The organism is Polaromonas sp. Polasp52 (assembly GCF_059491565.1).
Genome location: NZ_CP168513.1, coordinates 1,623,703 through 1,641,116 on the forward strand (window position 1 = coordinate 1,623,703; position 17,414 = coordinate 1,641,116).

Genomic DNA, 17,414 nt, shown 5'->3' on the forward strand with positions numbered 1-17,414 from the left:
TGCATCAGACAGGAGCTAGGCGGTCTGGGAGGTCAGAGGCGGAAGCAGCAGTTCCGGATGGAGACAGGGGGCGCGGTGGTGCGCTGCAGATGAGGCGCCTGCAGCGGCGCTTCAGAAAACACCGGAATGGCGACCTGCAGACTGAAATTGGCAGGCAAGGCGCCAAGAGAGACGGGGGAGCTGAGTTCGTGCTTGTCGGCGGACTGCTGGCCGGCCTGGCAGTGCGCATGGCACAGGCTGGACTGTTGGTCGTCCATGCTGAGCGGCATGGATTCGGCACAAGGCATGCCGGCTTCGGCCATCGCGGCCGCTTCAGCGATTTTGGATCCGGAACCGGGGCAAACATAGCCAGCCACCGCCAGCTGCATGAACAGCAGGCTGACCAGTGCGAAGAGCACTGTGATCAGGCGGTGGCGACGGTTTCGGTTCATGGGCTGAGTTTAATGGACATATGTGACCAGAGGTACGCGGGAAAGTTCCAGCTTGGGCCGTATCACCCGGCTGCATTGCGGTGGGCAGCTTGGCCGCCCGTGTGATGTTGTACTGCGCTTCAAATTCTTACAAGAGCTTCGACGAAGACGCTTGACCTTGCCATAGGGGTAAGGTTTAAAGTGCTTGAACGGTGTCGCTGTGCCATAGTTTGCCGTCGCGTGTATTCCTCCACTTTCGCGAAGCATCCCCACGGCATGCTCGCTATCGCGCGCTCACGCGGAACCAAAATGAATCTATAGAATCAAGACCCTATGTCGCGTTTTTGCACCTTCCTGCTCTGGCTCATGATGCTGGCTTTGCCCATGCAGGGCTTTGCCTCGGCATCCATGCAATATTGCGGCAAGCGCGCCGACCATATGATTCTGCAGGTGCCAAGCGATCCGGAGGCTCACCATCATCATGCGGATGCCTCCAATGATGGTCACGAGCACACAATGCATGCAGCGGCAACGCAGGCCGTCGATTCCGAGCAGGCCCTGGACGTGCAAAACCAGTTGCCCGACGCTGCCCACAAATGCGGCGTGTGCGCCTCTTGCTGCAACCTTGTCGGCATGACCGCCGCCCCTCAGACAGTGGCAGTTCATTCCGCCCCCAGCGCTGCATATGTCGAGCCTTCGGCCCTGATCCACAGCGTTCCCTCGGCCCTGCCCGAGAAACCACCTCGCGCCTGACGCACCCGGCTGGCTGCGGACCTTCCTGGTCCGTAGGGCGGGTGCTTTTCATCGTTCGCCATCAAAGCCGATCTCCCTTGAGGGGGATGCCTTTGTTGTCGCCGCTCCATGAAACCGCGAGGAATCCCATGTTTAAACCCCTGCCGGCCTACGGGCTGGTTCTGATATCTGCTTTGCCTGGCCTGTCGACCGCGCAAAGCCCCGCACCGGCCACCACCCCGGCGCCCACCACCCAGGCAAGCCCGCCTTCGGCCTTTCGCTCGGCCATGGACGGCTACAAGCCTTATACCGAGGAAGCCACGGTCAACTGGAAGGAAGCCAACGACGCCGCCGCCCGAATTGGCGGCTGGCGTGTGTATGCCAAAGAAGCCAGGCAAGCGCAGGCGCCTGAAGCAACGCCGTCGGGCGATGCGCGCAACGCGCCGGCCAAACCCTGACAGAGGCACCATGAACACCTTTTTTAAACTTGGCGCGCTGGCCATGGCGACCCTCGTGCTGGCAGGTTGCGCCTCCGTCAATTTTGACGACGCGCTCGGTGACGCCAATGGCAGCACCCATACCTTTACCCAGGGCAAGCTCGAACTTGGCCGTACCGACCAGCAACGCCAGGCGCGCGGCAAACTCACCGACGAATTGCTGGCCAAGCCGCTGAGCATGGATGACGCCGTCCAGCTGGCGCTGGCCAACAGCCCTGCGGTGCAGGCCCTGTTGGCCCAAAGCTGGTCCGACATGGCCACGGCAAGCCAAAACGGCCGTATCGCCAATCCGCTGTTTACCTTTGAGCGCACCCGCATGGGCCCAGAGCTGGAGCTTGGCCGTCTGCTGTCGTTTGGCTTGCTGGACTTGTTGACCTTGCCCCAGCGCGTGTCGATTGCGCGCGGGCAGGTCGCCCAGGCCAAGGTGCAGCTCGGTGCCAGCGTGGTCGAGCAGGTGACGCAGGTGCGCCAGGCCTGGGTGCGGGCCGTTGCCGCGCAGCAAAGCCTGCAGTACGCGGAACAGGTCAACACGGCCGCTCAAGCAGGCGCCGAACTCGCCAGGCGCATGCAGCAGGTGGGGAATTTCAACAAACTGCAGCGGGCTCGCCAGCAGAGCTTTTACGCCGACTCGGTAGCGCAGCTGGCATCCGCCCGGCACGCCACGACGGCCGCGCGGGAGGAATTGATCCGGCAATTGGGCCTGACGGATGCCCAGGCCGACCGGTTGAAGCTGCCTGAACGCCTGCCCGATCTGCCCAAAGAGCCTCGCCAGCCTGCTTCGGTGAGCGCCAACGCGACCGAGCAGCGCATTGACGTCCAGATGGCGCGCCATCAGCTCGACGTGGCCGGTCGTTCGCAAGGCCTGAACCTGCTCACCAGCCTGGTGGATGTGGAACTCGGAATCCGCCGCGACACCGTCTTCGACGATGCGGAGGGAACCAGGAAGTCCCGCAGGGGTTACGAGCTGGGCATCCGCCTGCCGATCTTCGACTGGGGATCGGCCCGGCGCGACGCGATGAACGCGCAGTCCCTGGCGGCCGCCAACCGGTACGAAAGCACGGTGCGCGGCGCCTCGTCCCAGCTGCGCGAAAGCTATTCGGCCTATCGCACGGCCTATGACGTCGCCAGGCATTACCGCGACGAGGTCGTTCCGCTGCGCAAGACGATGGCCGAAGAGAACGTGCTTCGCTACAACGGGATGCTGATCGGTGTCTTCGAGCTTCTGGCCGATACCCGTGAGCAGATCTCCAGCGTCACGGCCGCCATCAACGCCTACCAGCAGTTTTGGCTGGCCGACGCCGCGCTTGCTGCTTCGATGATCGGCAAACCGACTGCCATGGGCGCGATGTCCGTGTCGGGCGCTGCCGGTGCTGGCGCCGAAGGTGGCCACTAAGCCCGGCCCCAACAATTTACGGAAACCCAAATGACAAACAGAAGAAATTTCCTGACCGGCGCCGGCGCGCTGACCACCGCGGTGGCCGCCGCTGCGGTCAGCAGGGTCGCCATGGCGGCACTGCCCGAACCCGTGCTGCAGACCAAGCCCGACACCATGGCGCCCCTGGTGCCCAACACCGGTCGGCCTTACAACCCGGTGGTGACCCTCAATGGATGGACGCTTCCCTGGCGCATGAACAACGGCGTCAAGGAGTTCCACCTGGTGGCGGAGCCAGTCGTGCGAGAGATGGCGCCCGGCTTCAAGGCGCACCTGTGGGGTTACAACGGCCAGTCGCCTGGGCCCACCATTGAGGTGGTCGAGGGCGACCGGGTGCGCATCTTTGTCACCAACAAACTGCCGGAGCACACCAGCGTGCACTGGCACGGCCAGCGGCTGCCCAACGGCATGGATGGCGTATCGGGCTTGACCCAGCCGGCCATTCCCGTGGGCAAGACCTTTGTCTACGAGTTTGTGGCCAAACGCCCCGGCACCTTCATGTACCACCCGCATGCCGACGAGATGACGCAGATGGCCATGGGAATGATGGGTTTCTGGATCACCCATCCCAAGGCCAAACACCCGCTGATCGATGAGGTGAACCGCGATTTTGTGTTCCTGCTCAATGCCTATGACATTGATCCGGGCGCCTACACCCCCAAGATCATGACCATGCTGGACTTCAATCTGTGGAGCTGGAACAGCCGCGTGTTCCCAGGAATCGACCCTCTCGTCGTTCGCAAGAATGACAAGGTGCGCATACGCATCGGCAACCTGACGATGACCAACCACCCGATTCACCTGCACGGGCACGAGTTCCTGGTGACCGGCACCGACGGCGGGCCAACGCCAAAATCCACGCGCTGGTACGAGGTCACGACCGATGTCGCCGTGGGCCAGATGCGGCAAATCGAGTTCCTGGCTGACGAGGAAGGCGACTGGGCTTTCCATTGCCACAAGAGCCACCACACCATGAATGCCATGGGTCACGACGTGCCGACCATGATTGGTGTGGATCACCGCAAGGTCGCCCGGGAGATCACCAACGTGATTCCCGACTACATGGTGATGGGCGAACGCGGCATGGCCGACATGGCCGAGATGGAAATGCCCCTTCCCGACAACACCGCGCCCATGATGACCGGCACCGGACCTTTCGGCTCGGTCGAGATGGGCGGCATGTTCTCGGTGGTGAAGGTGCGCAAGGACCAGAAGGCCGGCGATTACAAGGATCCGGGCTGGTACAAGCACCCCGCCGGTGAGGTGGCCTATGAATGGACAGGTTCCTTGCCCAATACCGCGCGCTTCGCCGCGGAGGGCGGCAAGTCGATGCCGGTCCAGAACATGCCCGCCAAGGAAGTGGAAGTCCAGGTGCGCAAGCCCATGGGCAACATGAAGCACTGACTCCCTACCCAAGGAAACTCATGAAACACATAACTGCTCTCAAGTTCTCCCTTCCCTGCATTCTGTGGCTTGCCGGCTCGGCCGCGATGGCCCAGCAGCATCTGCACGGCTCAGGAACGATGTCCTCGTCGTTACCGGCGGCCAGTCCTTATGCCGGGCAGCAGGCCCGCGAAATCAAGGCACTCTCCGCCGCGCAGACGCAGGACCTGCTGGCCGGAAAGGGCATGGAGCTGGCCAAAGCTGCGGAACTCAACGGCTATCCGGGGCCTATGCACACCCTGGAGCTGGCACAGCCACTCGAACTGAGCGCTCAACAAAAGCAGCACACCGAAGCGCTGCTCGCGCGCCACAAAGTCGAAGCCCGGGCACTGGGCGAGCAGCTGGTGCAAGCTGAACGCGAACTGGATGCGGCGTTTGCGGCGCGCCGGATCGATGCGGCGACGTTGGCAGGCCATACCCAGCGGATTGGGCAACTGCAGGCGGCGCTGCGCGCCTCCCACTTGGGAACCCATTTGCAACAAACCGAATTCCTGACTTCGGAGCAAGTCAGTCGTTATGCCCAGCTGCGCGGGTACGCCGCGTCCGCTGACTCTTCCCCTTCACCTTCACCTTCACCTTCACCTTCACCTTCACCTTCTCATCAACGCTAACCCAAGGAACACTCATGAAGAAAATCAATATCGCAATCTTTGCCGCTCTGATCACTGGCGCAAGCACGTTCGCCATGGCGCACGGCGACGAAGACCACGCCAAAAAGGCAGGCCCCGTTAAAAAGGAACAGAAGGCATGGGGCATTGCCGGCGATGCTAAAACTGTGACCCGCACAGTGACTTTCACCATGACCGACAACATGCGCTTCGATCCCGACAAACTGGAAGTCAAGCAAGGCGAGACGATCAAGTTTGTCATCAAGAATGGCGGGAAAACCATGCACGAAATGGTGTTAGGCACCAAAAAAGACCTGGACGACCATGCCGCGCTGATGATGAAGTTTCCCGGCATGGAGCACGAGGAACCTTACATGGCCCACGTCGGCCCCGGCAAGACCGGCAAAATCATCTGGACCTTTAACAAGCCAGGCACATTTGATTACGCCTGCCTGATCGCCGGCCACTACCAGGCCGGGATGATGGGCAAAGTCACGGTGGTGGCATCCAAATAACACCTGAATCCCGACGGAGGACCCTATGCAAAAACGCTCGTTTCTCAAAGCTCTTTCGATAATGGCCGGCGCACAGTTCGGTCTGGGTGGCGCGGTGTCCGCCAAAACCCGTCCCTTGGTCGAAGTCTGGAAAGACCCCGAGTGCGGCTGCTGCAAAGACTGGGTGAAACACCTGGAGGGCAGCGGCTTTGATGTGCGGGTCCACGACAGCGGCAATACGGCGGCAAGGGCCCGGCTCGGCATTCCTGCCAAGCTGGGCTCATGCCACACCGGGCAGGTGGACGGCTATGCCCTTGAAGGCCATGTGCCTGCCCGTGACATTCAGCGCCTGTTGGCAGAACGCCCGAAAGCGGTCGGCCTGGCGGTGCCCGGCATGCCCGTGGGCTCACCGGGCATGGACGGCCCCGTCTACGGAAAACGCAAAGACGCTTATGACGTGCTGCTGGTCAAAGCCGATGGCAGCACCAGCATTTTTAAGTCTTATTTCTCAAAATCTTCCACTGCTTCCTGAAAGGAACTGACCATGAAATCCCTCAAAACCCTTCTGATCCTCGCTGCCCTGTTTGCCGGCGCCGCACACGCGCAATCGACCGCGAAGCCCGCTAGCGGCGCCATGCCGATGGGTGAAGCGAAAAAAGAGGCTGTGAAACCTTCGACCGAGATGGCCGATGGGGAAATCCGCAAGGTGGACAAAGAAGCCAAGAAGATCACCATCAAGCACGGCGAAATCAAAAATCTCGACATGCCGGGCATGACCATGGTGTTTCAGGTCAAGGACGCAGCCATGCTGGACACCGTCAAAGCGGGCGACAAGATCCGGTTCAAAGCCGAATCCAGTGGCGGCGCTATTGTGGTCACGGAAATTCAGCCAGCCCAATAAGGCGACCCGCATCGCCGTGAGTCGGTGACGGCCCGCGGCGGGCCCGGGGCATCGCCCCATTCGATCTGGTGCGCTCCGGTCAAGGGCGTGGCGTCAAACAGCCGCGCCTTGTTCGAACGTTGATCAAGCCGCCTTCAAATACTCCTGCAGTTTTTGTTCGTCGGCCTGCAGTTGCGCCCGCATGAGCGACAGGAATCTTTTCGCGGTGCCCGACAAGACCTGGCCCGCCGGGATCGCCAAGAGGCATGAGAACATCACATCCACGCTCAGCTTGCGCACCACCAGGCCGCGGTCGGCGTAATCCAGCGCCGTGATCGGATTGACGACGCCCACGCCGAGGCCGTGCAGCGCCATCTCGCACACGCTGACCGCATAGGGCGTGTGAACAGACACCGACAGGGTGACGCCATGCTCGGCGAGCTTCGCGTCCAACCTCCGCCTCGATGAATCTTCGGGATTCAACGCCAGGAAAGGCAACTCGGCAAGCTGTTCCGGCCGGATCTGCCTGTGCCTCGCGAGCGGGTGCCCTTTTTTCATCACGACCACGCCGGGAAATGTCGCGAATGTCGTCGGCTCCAGGCCGTCCACGGACACCTCATCGGCCATCAATCCGAAGTCGGCCAACCCGGATACGACCCGATCTTTCACTTCTTTTGAGCTGAGGATCTGCAGGGATACATGGGGCCGCGGACCCTTCGCGGCAGAGGCCATCAGTTGCTTCAGGCATCGCGGCATGAAACCAAGTCCGAACGCGGGATAGCAGGCCACCTGCAATTGGTCGACCCCGAATTCCCTGAGGCTCTTGACACGATGTTCAATCGCTCCCAGGCCAACGAATACGCGCTCGACCTCCACCAGCAAGGCCTTCGCTTCGGGGGTGGGTTGCAGCCGCCCGCGCAAGCGCTGAAAGAGGGCGAAGCCGGCCTCGACTTCCAGGCGCTTGAGCGACTGGCTGATCGCAGGTTGCGTCACGCCCAGCAGGCCGGCAGCCTTGCGCGCCGAGCCGCTCGACATGATGGCCCGGAAGGTCTCGATCTCACTCACACGCATATAACTTTCCATTATTGAGTGAAAACAAATCTATCCAATATCTTATCGAGTCGATCTTAGACTGCAAATGCGTTCAACCCACCAAGAGGAAACTGACATGAGCATTCGAATCGCTGTTATTGCAGCCGCGCTGGTGCAGGGAATGGCCGGCGCCCAGGCGCACGATTTCGGCCCGGACATCGCCAGATACCAGCAAGTCGCGGCGAGCAAGAAGCTCGACAGCAACGAGGCCATCCAGGCGCGCCTGGCACTGGAGCGTGCCCAGGGCCAGATGGACCAGGCTGACGTCAAGATGCTGCTGCGCATTCGAAGCCTCACCAACGCCGGCCTGCGCGAACTCGGTGAGCAGCCCGCGTTCCTTTCCAGTGAGTACAAGCGGCTCGAAGCGGCACTGGCCAACCCCAGATTCAACGACCCGGCGAAAGTCGCCAAGGCCCGCGAGATCTTCGCGCAGCTCAATCACGAGAAGCCGGTCTATGAAGCGTTGGAGACCGAGGCTGTGGAGAGCATGAAGCAGGCGCTCAAGCTGATCGAGGCTGCCCCGTCCAGGTAAGACGCCAAAAGACTGCTGCAAATGTACGCAATCGTGGACATCCAGATGAAAGTACGGATCGCACTGCTGGCCGCGGCACTGATGGGCGTGTCGCAGGGAGCCCTGGCTCATGAAGGCGAAGACCATAGCAAGAAGAAGGCCGGGCCGGTCAAGAAGGAACAGAAGGCCTGGGGCATCGCGGGCGACGCCAAGGCGGCCGACCGCGCGGTTGAACTGGTCATGACGGACAGCATGCGCTTCACCCCGGACAAAATCGAAGTCAGACAGGGCGAGACCGTCAAGTTCGTCGTGAAGAACGGCGGCAAGATGATGCACGAGATGGTGATCGGCAACAAGAAGGAGCTTGACGAGCACGCCGCCCTGATGGCGAAGTTTCCGGCCATGGAGCACGACGAGCCCTACATGGCCCATGTGGCGCCCGGCGAGGCCGGTGAATTGGTCTGGACCTTTAACCGCTCAGGCGATTTCGACTTCGCATGTCTGATTGCCGGCCACTACCAAGCCGGGATGGTCGGCAAGATCAAGGTCCTTGCCGCGGAAAAGAGCGACGGCCACGGCAAAGCTCACAAGCACTAACTGCGAGCGTGGTGCACCGTCAAGGTGACGCCCAAAGCCCTGTCAGGCGCTACTCAGCCGGCCCCGTCGAGCTTCGGATCAGGTGCGCCGGGGAGGCCGCTACTCGCGTCCTCCGCTGGGATGCGGCAGCCGTGAAATAAGCACGATCCGCGTCGGCTTCAGGGAGACTGCCGTTCATAAATGAACGTGCAGCGCGCCGCCCCGCGCGCAATCGTGTTCACCGGCGCGGGCCCCCGGTGGAAGCGCATCATCGGCGAATATTCGTTGAACACCGTCTCGTCAGAGCGGCAGAACGCCAGTGTGATGGCCGGGTTGCCCATGTCCCTGAAGCACTCGTGGAATCGGCAGCGAACGATGTCGAGCGTGACCCGTTCGTCCGAACGGTGGATACCGTCATTCTCGTTCGTGCTGATGAAGCCCTCTCGCATCTGCGTCTCATGCGCATCATGAAAATACTCCCAAGTCCTGGCCTCACCGTCAGGCGGGAAGTAGGCTTTTCGCTGCACGGCGCAACCCAGGTCATGCAGGAAGGATTGTGTTGTCGACAATGCGCGTTCGGCGCCCTTTATTTTCGCCAGCTCGTTGTAGAGGATACCGACCAGCAGGAAAGTAGCTTTAACGCGCCGCAGCTGCGCGTCGTCTTCCGGCCTGGAAAATTGCTTCTTGTAAGTCCCGGCAAGGGCGAACACTTTTGGAATGAAGGCGAAACGGTGCCACCCGAGCACTGGCCGCAAATGCCGGTTCAGCAAGCTTGGCACCGTGACAAGAAGGGTTCCCAGACGGCGAGGGGCCTCGAGAGCCGGGTCCAGGTGAGAAGTGGCGCTCATTTTGCGGACCTGCGCGAGTCCTCTTCCACGCCTGCCGTCCTGCCCCGAGGCGGGCTCGGCTGTCTTAGCCGTTTCGCGGGCCATTGCTGTCCTGGCTCCCGGCGTGCGAATGGCCGCCATGGCCGTGTCCGCGGTGCATGAAGACATGCATCAGCGGGCAGGCGGTCAGCAGTGCAAAGGGCAGCAGGGCGAGCACGTGATCCCGGTGTGTGACCCATAGGTAGGCGCTCGCGACCAGGGCGACGATGGTGGCGACGATGCCGAAGGGCGTCTTCCAGAATAAAGGGCGTGCGTGATGCGGGTCCATGGCGGGCTCCTGAGTTACCCACAGCATGAGCCGGCTGCCGGTGCGGGCATTTGACCTGCGTCAACCGAGACGGACTTTCGGGGACCACAGCCGCACCCGCAAGCACTTGCCGCTTGGGTGCCGCCGAAGCCGTAAAGAAGTACCTGCGGCCGGATGAGACCGAGCCCACGGCGCGCGCTTGTGTTCCGTGGGAATAGCCTCTGTCGGGCTTTCACCCGAGAAAGCATGAGTTGCGGAAAGTTCTAAGAGGCTGTCGTAAGCCCGCCGAAGGTAGCGCAAATATTACTGCCGCGGAATAGCGTCTGTCGGGATTTGTAACACGCAGCGTATCCATATCCTGAACAGGTACAACTCGAGACATTTGGGTTTAAGCACCTGAGCACGGCGGCAGTTGTGAACCCGCCTTGCGCCTACTTCCCACACAGGCCCTTTTCCACCATCTCCACCAGGCGCCCGCCGATCTGCTGCATCTGCGGGCCGAGGATCGGACCCAACGGCCCGTCTACGACCAACATGGCCAGCCCATGCACCGCCGACCAGGCCAGGAACTCGGCGCCGGGACGGCGCTCCGGCGGCAACACACCAGCAATCACAAGCCTGTCGAGTGCGGCGCCCAACAGTTCGAAGGGGTCGAGGCCGCTTTGCCCTTTGCGCTCAGTATTCGCCGGCGCGCCCTGGGCTCCTTCTTTCAGGTCGTCCGAGGCGCCAAACGCCGTGCGGAACAGCCCGCTCTCCTCCTGTGCAAAACGCAGGTAGCTGGTACCAACCGCGCGGAGGTTGGCGCGGGCAAATTCGACGGGCGGCAAATCCTGCGGTATCGCAGCGAGCTCGACCTCCATGGCACGGGCCACGGCCGCGAGCGCGACAGAGCGAACCGCATAGAGCAAAGCCTGGCGACTGCCGAAATGCCGATACGCCGCATTAGGCGCCACGCCCGCGCGCCGGGTGGCTTCGCGCAGCACAACGGCTTCAGGCCCGCCGGCGCGGGCCAGCTCCACGCCCGCTTCCAGCAGGGCACGCCGCAGGTCGCCGTGGCGGTAGGTGCTGCGGGGCGGCGGTGCCGTGGGCGCGCTCGGCATTGCTTGTTACCTAACTGCTACCGTGGATTCCTGGGGCTGCCAACCGCCTCCGAGTGCTTTAAACGCCGCAACCGCGGCGCGTGCGGATTCGGTTTGCGCCTGCGCTCGCGCATCGGAGGCGCGCAGCAGGTTTTCGTCGGCCTGCAGGACTTCGATCAGGCTCAGGACCCCTTTTTGATACGCCGCAAACGAAGCTGCTCGTGCGCGGCCGAGAGAGTCCACCCCTTGCGCAAGTACAGCGGCCTGCTCCTCGCGCTTGATCAGACCCGAAAAGGCGTTTTCCACGTCCTCGGTTGCTCGCAGCACGGCAAGCCGATACGCAGCCAGCATCTCTGCTTCTTGTCCCTTGGCCAGGTCGATCTGAGCGTTGATGCGGCCAAAATCAAACAGACGCCAGCGCAGGCCCAGCACACCTGCGGCTTGACCGGCGCCGCTGGTGAACAGGTTGCCAGCGGACACGGACGTAGCACTACCGATCAGACCGCTCAGGGAAAACTTGGGGTAATACTCTGCGATGGAAGCGCCTATGCGCGCATTTGAAGCCGCGAGGCGGCGCTCCGCTGCAATCAAATCTGGCCGGCGCCTGAGCAACTCACCCGGCGCCCCTGTGGCAGCAAGTGCGGGAGCATCCGGGATGGCAGCAGGCTCGGACAGTTCAGCCCGGAATGTGCCGGGTGTTGCTCCGACCATCACATCCAGTGCATTCATGGCAGCGGCGAGCCCCGCTTCCAGGACAGGCACCGAAGACCGGACCTCGGCGAGTGCGCCTTCTGCCTGGTGAACCTGAAGTTCGGCAGCCAGGCCCTTGCCATGGAGGAGGTTAAGAATTGAGAGCAGTTCCTGCTGGGTTTGAACTTGCCGCCGCGCAATGGCCAGACGAGCTTGTAGCCCTCGGATACCGATATAGATGTCGGCAGTCTGCGCCGCTATGGCGAGTCGTGTGGCGGATGCGCCAGCCTCGGTGGCCTGGAAGTCGGCAAGCGCCGCTTCGCGTCCACGACGCAGACCACCAAAGATGTCGAGTTCCCAGCTCGCGCCAAGATTGGTTTCGTAAGCATTACCAAGGCGATTGAAATTGGGCGTGGAGTTCAGGACCCGGCCGAGTGGTGTTTCAACCGACTGATAGGCCCTGGCGGCCTGGCCGTTGATGTTTCCTGATGGCAGCAATGCGGCATTTGCCGCGCCCACTCCCGCACGCGCCTGAGCAACGCGAGCGACCGCCTGCGCGAGGTCGAGGTTCTGCTCCAGCGCTAGCGTGATGAATCGGGTCAGTTTCGGGTCGCCAAAACCGCTCCACCAGGTGACCAGATCGGCATTCGCAGCGGTCTGCCGCCGGTCTACTGCGGCCTTGCCCATAAACTGATTTGGCATGGGCGTGTCCGGGCGGACGTAGTCGGGACCGACCGCGCAGCCTGCCGTCAGGCTGGCAACCAGCGCCATGGAAATCGCGGATTTGAGCAACATAGGGTCTTCTCCCGGGTCTAAAAACTAACAAAGTATAGTGACTATATTACATTATGGTCACTTGTTGTAGTTTTTTTTGCTTGGCGTTAAGCTAGGGCAATGAGCAAAGCATCCACCTACCCCGTTTCGGAACGCGGTCCAGTCGATCACGACGTGCGAGATCAAATCGTCGCCGCCGCGGCCGAACACTTCAGCCGGTATGGCTACGAAAAGACCACCGTTTCGGACCTGGCCAAAGCCATCGGCTTTTCCAAGGCATACATCTACAAGTTCTTCGCATCCAAGCAGGCCATTGGCGAGATGATTTGCGCGTCCTGCCTGCAGCAGATCGAAAACGAGGTGAGGCAAGCGATTAGTGAAACCGACGCCCCGCCCGAGAAGTTACGGCGAATGTTCAAGACGATTACCGAGGCCAGCCTTCGCCTGTTCTCCATGGATCGCAAGCTCTATGAGATTGCCACGTCTGCGGCCACAGAGCGCTGGCAAACCGTGCTGACCTACGAGGAGCACATCCAGAAAATACTTCAGGAGATCTTGCAGGAAGGCCGGCAAACGGGGGATTTCGAACGGAAGACGCCGATCGATGAGGCCGCCCTGGCCATTTATCTGGTGATGCGGCCCTACATAAACCCGTTGCTCCTACCCCACAGTATTGCGTTTACGGATGAGGCACCCGTTCTGTTGTCTGGATTGGCGCTCCGCAGCTTGTCCCCTTGAATTTATGTGACTCTTGACTATTTTGGTCACTAGTACCAAAATTGGAATTCCAATTAATTCGTTATGGAATTCCCATGGTCCGTCACCTTCTTTTCTCCGCCGGCATCGCCGGGCTGTCCTTTGCGCTAGTCGCCTGCGGCGAAAAGGCGCCGTCTGACCCGCGCACCGAAGCCTTGCTGGTTCGCGAGGCCCCAGTTCAAGCCGCAGGCTCCGGGTTACGCAACTTCACCGGCACCGTCTCTGCCCGGGTGCAAAGCGATCTGGGCTTTCGCGTCTCCGGCAAGGTGATTGAACGGCTTGTCGATGCGGGACAAACGGTCCGGCGCGGGCAAACGCTCATGCGCATCGACCCGGTCGACCTGAAACTCGCGGCGCACGCCCAGCTGGAAGCAGTTGGCGCGGCCCGGGCGCGGGCACTGCAGACGGCCGAAGATGAAGCCCGCTACCGCGATCTGCGCGGAACCGGCGCGATAGCGGCTTCGGCCTACGACCAGGTCAAGGCTGCGGCGGACGCCGCCAAAGCCCAGCTCAACGCAAGCGAGGCCCAGGCCGAAGTTGCCCGCAACGCGAGCCGTTATGCGGAATTGGTGGCGGATGCCGACGGCGTCGTCACGGAGACGCTGGCCGAGCCCGGCCAGGTTGTCAACCCCGGGCAGGCTGTGATTCGCGTCGCCCATGCCGGACGCCGCGAGGCCGTCATCCAGTTGCCGGAAACACTCCGGCCCACGCTGGGATCGGCCAGCCAAGCCACGCTGTTCGGCAAAGAAGGCGTGAGCGTTCCGGCAAAGCTCCGCTTGCTCTCGGATTCTGCAGACCGCCTGACCCGCACCTTCGAAGCACGGTATGTGCTGGAGGGCGAACTGGCCAACGCGCCCATAGGCGCCACAGTCACTATTCAGATCCCAGACGGCCGTTCCGCGCAAGGCGGTTTGCAGGTGCCGATTGGCGCCCTCTTCGACGCAGGCAAGGGGCCGGGGGTGTGGGTCATCAGCGGTGAACCGGCCAAGGTTTCCTGGAAGCCGGTCGAGGTGCAGCGCCTGGATGACGAAGGCGCGCGCATCACCGGCCAACTCAAGCAGGGCGATCGCATCGTGGCGCTCGGTGCGCATCTGCTGCGCGAAGGCCAGCCAATCCGTGTGGCAGCGCAAGGCGCGGTTCCCGCGAAAAAGCCATGAGTGAAGGCCGCTTCAACCTCTCGGCGCTCGCTGTGCGCGAGCGCTCCATCACCCTGTTCCTGATCTGCCTGATCTCTCTGGCCGGTCTCGTTTCCTTCTTCAAACTGGGGCGGGCAGAAGACCCCTCGTTCACCATCAAGGTGATGACCATCATCACCGCCTGGCCTGGGGCCACGCCGCAGGAAATGCAGAACCAGGTCACCGAAAAGCTCGAAAAGCGCTTGCAGGAACTGCGCTGGTATGACCGCACCGAGACCTTCACCAGGCCGGGCCTGGCCTTCACAACCCTGACCCTGCTCGACAGCACACCCCCCGCGGAGGTGGAAAAGGAGTTCTACCAGGCCCGCAAGAAGGTCAGCGACGAGGCCGGCAACCTCCCGCCTGGCGTGATAGGGCCGATGGTCAATGACGAATACTCGGACGTCACCTTTGCCCTGTACGCGCTCAAGGCCAAGGGCGAATCACAGCGCTTGCTGGTACGTGACGCGGAAACGCTGCGCCAGCGGCTGCTGCATGTGCCCGGCGTGAAGAAGGTCAACATCGTCGGCGAGCAGCCCGAGCGTGTCTATGTCGAGTTCTCCCATGAACGCCTGGCAACGCTGGGCGTCAGCCCGCAAGACGTGTTCGCGGCGCTGAATGGCCAGAATGCCCTGACGCCGGCCGGCTCTGTCGAAACCAGGGGACCGCAGGTGTTCATCCGCCTGGACGGCTCCTTTGATGCGCTGCAAAAGATTCGCGATACGCCGGTCATGGCGCAAGGCCGCACCTTGAAGCTGTCGGACGTCGCCACCGTCAAGCGTGGCTACGAAGATCCTGCGACTTTCCTGGTCCGCAACGGTGGTGAGCCGGCCCTGCTGCTGGGCGTCGTCATGCGAGACGGCTGGAACGGACTCGATCTGGGCAAGGCACTGGACGGCGAAGTGGGCGCGATCAACGCCGAGCAGCCGCTGGGCCTGGGTCTGACCAAGGTCACGGACCAGGCCGTCAACATCGGTTCATCGGTCGACGAGTTCATGGTCAAGTTTTTTGCCGCGCTGCTGGTGGTCATGGTGGTGTGTTTCGTGAGCATGGGCTGGCGCGTCGGTGTGGTTGTCGCCGCGGCCGTGCCGCTGACGCTGGCGGCTGTCTTCATGGTGATGCTTGCCACCGGCAAGAATTTCGACCGCATCACGCTGGGCTCGCTGATTCTGGCGCTGGGCCTGCTGGTGGATGATGCCATCATCGCCATCGAAATGATGGTGGTGAAGATGGAAGAAGGCTACAGCCGCACCGCAGCCTCCGCCTATGCGTGGAGCCATACCGCGGCGCCCATGCTCTCGGGCACGCTGGTCACGGCCGTCGGCTTTATGCCCAACGGCTTTGCACCATCCACCGCGGGCGAATACACGAGCAATATGTTCTGGATCGTCGGCATCGCGTTGATCGCGTCCTGGGTGGTCGCCGTGGTCTTTACCCCCTATCTGGGCGTCAAGCTGCTGCCCGACCTTAAAAAGGTGGAAGGCGGGCATGACGCGATGTACAACACGCCACGCTATAACCGCTTCCGCCAGGTGCTTACGCGCGTCATCGCACGCAAGTGGCTGGTTGCTGGTTCAGTGGTCGGGCTTTTTGTCATCTCCGTGCTCGGCATGGCAGTGGTCAAAAAGCAGTTCTTCCCGATCTCCGACCGGCCTGAAGTGCTGGTCGAGGTGCAGATGCCCTATGGCACGTCGATCTCGCAGACCAGTACCGCCACGGCGAAGGTAGAGGCCTGGTTGGCCAAACAGGAAGAAGCCAGGATCGTCACCGCCTACATCGGCCAGGGCGCGCCGCGCTTCTTCTTTTCGGTGGGGCCTGAGCTTCCCGATCCATCGTTTGCCAAGATCGTGGTCCGCACAGACAGCCAGGACGAGCGCGACGCATTGAAACGCCGGCTGCGCCAGGCCATCGCCGACGGCCTGGCCCCGGAGGCCCGCGTACGCGTCACCCAGCTGGTATTCGGCCCGTATTCGCCGTTCCCGGTGGCCTACCGTGTCACTGGCCCGGACCCGGAAAAGCTGCGCGATATTGCAGCCGAAGTACAGCAGGTCATGACAGCCAGCCCGATGATGCGAACGGTGAACTCCGACTGGGGCACCCGTACACCCACTCTGCACTTCAACTTGCAGCAAGACCGGCTGCAGGCGGTCGGGTTGACCTCCAGCGCCGTGGCGCAGCAACTGCAATTCCTGTTGACCGGTGTGCCGGTGACTGCCGTGCGCGAAGACATTCGGACGGTGCAAGTGGTCGTTCGGTCAGCTGGCACTATCCGGCTCGACCCGGCAAGAATCGGCGACTTCACGCTGGCCGGAGCCAACGGCCAACGCATTCCGCTGTCACAGATCGGCCAGGTGGAGGTGCGCATGGAAGAACCCGTCATACGCCGACGCGACCGCATGCCGACAATTACGGTGCGAGGCGATATTGCCGATGGCTTGCAGCCGCCGGACGTGTCGGCAAGCATTACCCGCCAGCTCCGCCCCATCATGGACAAGCTGCCAGGCGGCTATCGCATCGACGAGGCCGGCTCCATTGAAGAATCAGGCAAGGCGACGAAAGCCATGCTGCCGCTCTTTCCGATCATGCTGGCGATCACCTTGCTGATCATCATCTTGCAAGTGCGTTCAATCTCCGCGATGGTGATGGTCTTCCTGACCAGCCCATTAGGGTTGATTGGCGTGGTACCAACGCTGCTGCTGTTCCAGCAGCCGTTCGGCATCAATGCGCTGGTGGGGTTGATTGCGCTGTCCGGTATTTTGATGCGCAACACGCTGATTCTGATCGGGCAAATTCATCACAACGAACAGGCGGGGCTGGATCCGTTCCGGGCCGTCGTGGAGGCGACCGTGCAGCGCGCCCGGCCTGTGATCCTGACTGCGCTGGCGGCCATCTTTGCGTTCATGCCGCTGACCCATTCGGTGTTCTGGGGAACCCTTGCCTACACCCTGATCGGCGGCACCCTGGCCGGAACGATCATGACGCTTGTGTTCCTGCCGGCCATGTATTCCATCTGGTTCAAGATCCGCCCGGCAACGCTGGCTGATCCGCGCTGATGCTCTTCCTCAACATCAACCGGCGCGGTGGGCTACAAACCCATCGACCGAACGGATACGAAGTTTGCAAGTGTGCGC

At 62.0% G+C, this 17,414-nt stretch carries 19 protein-coding genes; 13 read left to right on the forward strand and 6 right to left on the reverse strand.

Annotated elements, in window-relative coordinates:
* Positions 1-32: 32 nt before the first annotated feature.
* Positions 33-431 (reverse strand): hypothetical protein, encoded by a 399-nt coding sequence (locus ACEN9P_RS07565; protein ID WP_495621580.1) that lies wholly within the window; start codon positions 429-431, stop codon positions 33-35.
* A 312-nt stretch (positions 432-743) separates the two neighbouring features.
* On the opposite strand from ACEN9P_RS07565, the gene ACEN9P_RS07570 reads away from it, so the two are divergent.
* From ACEN9P_RS07570 to ACEN9P_RS07605, 8 genes are all read left to right on the forward strand, one after another.
* Entirely contained in the window at positions 744-1,163 is a 420-nt protein-coding gene (locus ACEN9P_RS07570; RefSeq protein WP_495621581.1) for a hypothetical protein, read from the forward strand.
* A gap of 128 nt (positions 1,164-1,291) precedes the next feature.
* The gene (locus ACEN9P_RS07575) at positions 1,292-1,600 is read left to right on the forward strand and encodes a hypothetical protein (protein WP_495621582.1); all 309 of its coding nucleotides are present in this window, start codon (positions 1,292-1,294) and stop codon (positions 1,598-1,600) included.
* A 10-nt stretch (positions 1,601-1,610) separates the two neighbouring features.
* Positions 1,611-3,032, forward strand: a complete 1,422-nt coding sequence (locus ACEN9P_RS07580; protein WP_495621583.1) for a TolC family protein — start codon at positions 1,611-1,613, stop codon at positions 3,030-3,032.
* Positions 3,033-3,062: 30 nt separating this feature from the next.
* Positions 3,063-4,475, forward strand: coding sequence for a multicopper oxidase family protein (locus ACEN9P_RS07585; RefSeq protein WP_495621584.1), 1,413 nt, complete (start codon positions 3,063-3,065; stop codon positions 4,473-4,475).
* Between the two features lie 20 nt (positions 4,476-4,495).
* On the forward strand, positions 4,496-5,125 hold the full coding sequence (locus ACEN9P_RS07590) for a hypothetical protein (RefSeq protein WP_495621585.1): 630 nt from the start codon (positions 4,496-4,498) through the stop codon (positions 5,123-5,125).
* A gap of 14 nt (positions 5,126-5,139) precedes the next feature.
* The gene (locus tag ACEN9P_RS07595) at positions 5,140-5,637 is read left to right on the forward strand and encodes a cupredoxin domain-containing protein (protein ID WP_495621586.1); all 498 of its coding nucleotides are present in this window, start codon (positions 5,140-5,142) and stop codon (positions 5,635-5,637) included.
* Positions 5,638-5,662: 25 nt separating this feature from the next.
* The gene (locus ACEN9P_RS07600; RefSeq protein WP_495621587.1) at positions 5,663-6,148 is read left to right on the forward strand and encodes a DUF411 domain-containing protein; all 486 of its coding nucleotides are present in this window, start codon (positions 5,663-5,665) and stop codon (positions 6,146-6,148) included.
* 12 nt (positions 6,149-6,160) lie between these two features.
* A complete protein-coding gene (locus ACEN9P_RS07605; protein WP_495621588.1) occupies positions 6,161-6,517 on the forward strand; it encodes a copper-binding protein in 357 nt (118 codons plus the stop codon).
* 123 nt (positions 6,518-6,640) lie between these two features.
* Here the strand turns inward: ACEN9P_RS07605 and ACEN9P_RS07610 are convergent, their stop codons facing one another.
* Positions 6,641-7,567: a LysR substrate-binding domain-containing protein gene (locus tag ACEN9P_RS07610; protein WP_495621589.1), complete on the reverse strand. Its 927-nt coding sequence runs from the start codon at positions 7,565-7,567 to the stop codon at positions 6,641-6,643.
* A 97-nt stretch (positions 7,568-7,664) separates the two neighbouring features.
* On the opposite strand from ACEN9P_RS07610, the gene ACEN9P_RS07615 reads away from it, so the two are divergent.
* The gene (locus tag ACEN9P_RS07615; RefSeq protein ID WP_495621590.1) at positions 7,665-8,120 is read left to right on the forward strand and encodes a hypothetical protein; all 456 of its coding nucleotides are present in this window, start codon (positions 7,665-7,667) and stop codon (positions 8,118-8,120) included.
* Positions 8,121-8,141: 21 nt separating this feature from the next.
* Positions 8,142-8,696 (forward strand): cupredoxin domain-containing protein, encoded by a 555-nt coding sequence (locus tag ACEN9P_RS07620; RefSeq protein ID WP_495621591.1) that lies wholly within the window; start codon positions 8,142-8,144, stop codon positions 8,694-8,696.
* A 158-nt stretch (positions 8,697-8,854) separates the two neighbouring features.
* On the opposite strand, the gene ACEN9P_RS07625 is transcribed toward ACEN9P_RS07620, so the two are convergent.
* From ACEN9P_RS07625 to ACEN9P_RS07640, 4 genes are all read right to left on the reverse strand, one after another.
* Positions 8,855-9,523, reverse strand: a complete 669-nt coding sequence (locus ACEN9P_RS07625) for an L-2-amino-thiazoline-4-carboxylic acid hydrolase (RefSeq protein WP_495621592.1) — start codon at positions 9,521-9,523, stop codon at positions 8,855-8,857.
* 64 nt (positions 9,524-9,587) lie between these two features.
* Positions 9,588-9,830 (reverse strand): DUF2933 domain-containing protein, encoded by a 243-nt coding sequence (locus ACEN9P_RS07630; RefSeq protein WP_495621593.1) that lies wholly within the window; start codon positions 9,828-9,830, stop codon positions 9,588-9,590.
* 410 nt (positions 9,831-10,240) lie between these two features.
* On the reverse strand, positions 10,241-10,909 hold the full coding sequence (locus ACEN9P_RS07635; protein ID WP_495621594.1) for a TetR/AcrR family transcriptional regulator: 669 nt from the start codon (positions 10,907-10,909) through the stop codon (positions 10,241-10,243).
* A gap of 6 nt (positions 10,910-10,915) precedes the next feature.
* Entirely contained in the window at positions 10,916-12,373 is a 1,458-nt protein-coding gene (locus ACEN9P_RS07640) for an efflux transporter outer membrane subunit (RefSeq protein WP_495621595.1), read from the reverse strand.
* Positions 12,374-12,472: 99 nt separating this feature from the next.
* Here ACEN9P_RS07640 and ACEN9P_RS07645 point away from each other — a divergent pair, with 99 nt between their 5' ends.
* The 3 genes from ACEN9P_RS07645 (at position 12,473) to ACEN9P_RS07655 (ending at position 17,336) form a co-directional block, all read left to right on the forward strand.
* Positions 12,473-13,090 (forward strand): TetR/AcrR family transcriptional regulator, encoded by a 618-nt coding sequence (locus tag ACEN9P_RS07645; RefSeq protein ID WP_477662821.1) that lies wholly within the window; start codon positions 12,473-12,475, stop codon positions 13,088-13,090.
* A 74-nt stretch (positions 13,091-13,164) separates the two neighbouring features.
* Positions 13,165-14,265, forward strand: coding sequence for an efflux RND transporter periplasmic adaptor subunit (locus tag ACEN9P_RS07650; protein WP_495621596.1), 1,101 nt, complete (start codon positions 13,165-13,167; stop codon positions 14,263-14,265).
* Positions 14,262-17,336, forward strand: a complete 3,075-nt coding sequence (locus tag ACEN9P_RS07655) for an efflux RND transporter permease subunit (RefSeq protein WP_495621597.1) — start codon at positions 14,262-14,264, stop codon at positions 17,334-17,336. Before ACEN9P_RS07650 ends, ACEN9P_RS07655 begins: the two co-directional genes overlap by 4 nt.
* Positions 17,337-17,414: the final 78 nt, after the last annotated feature.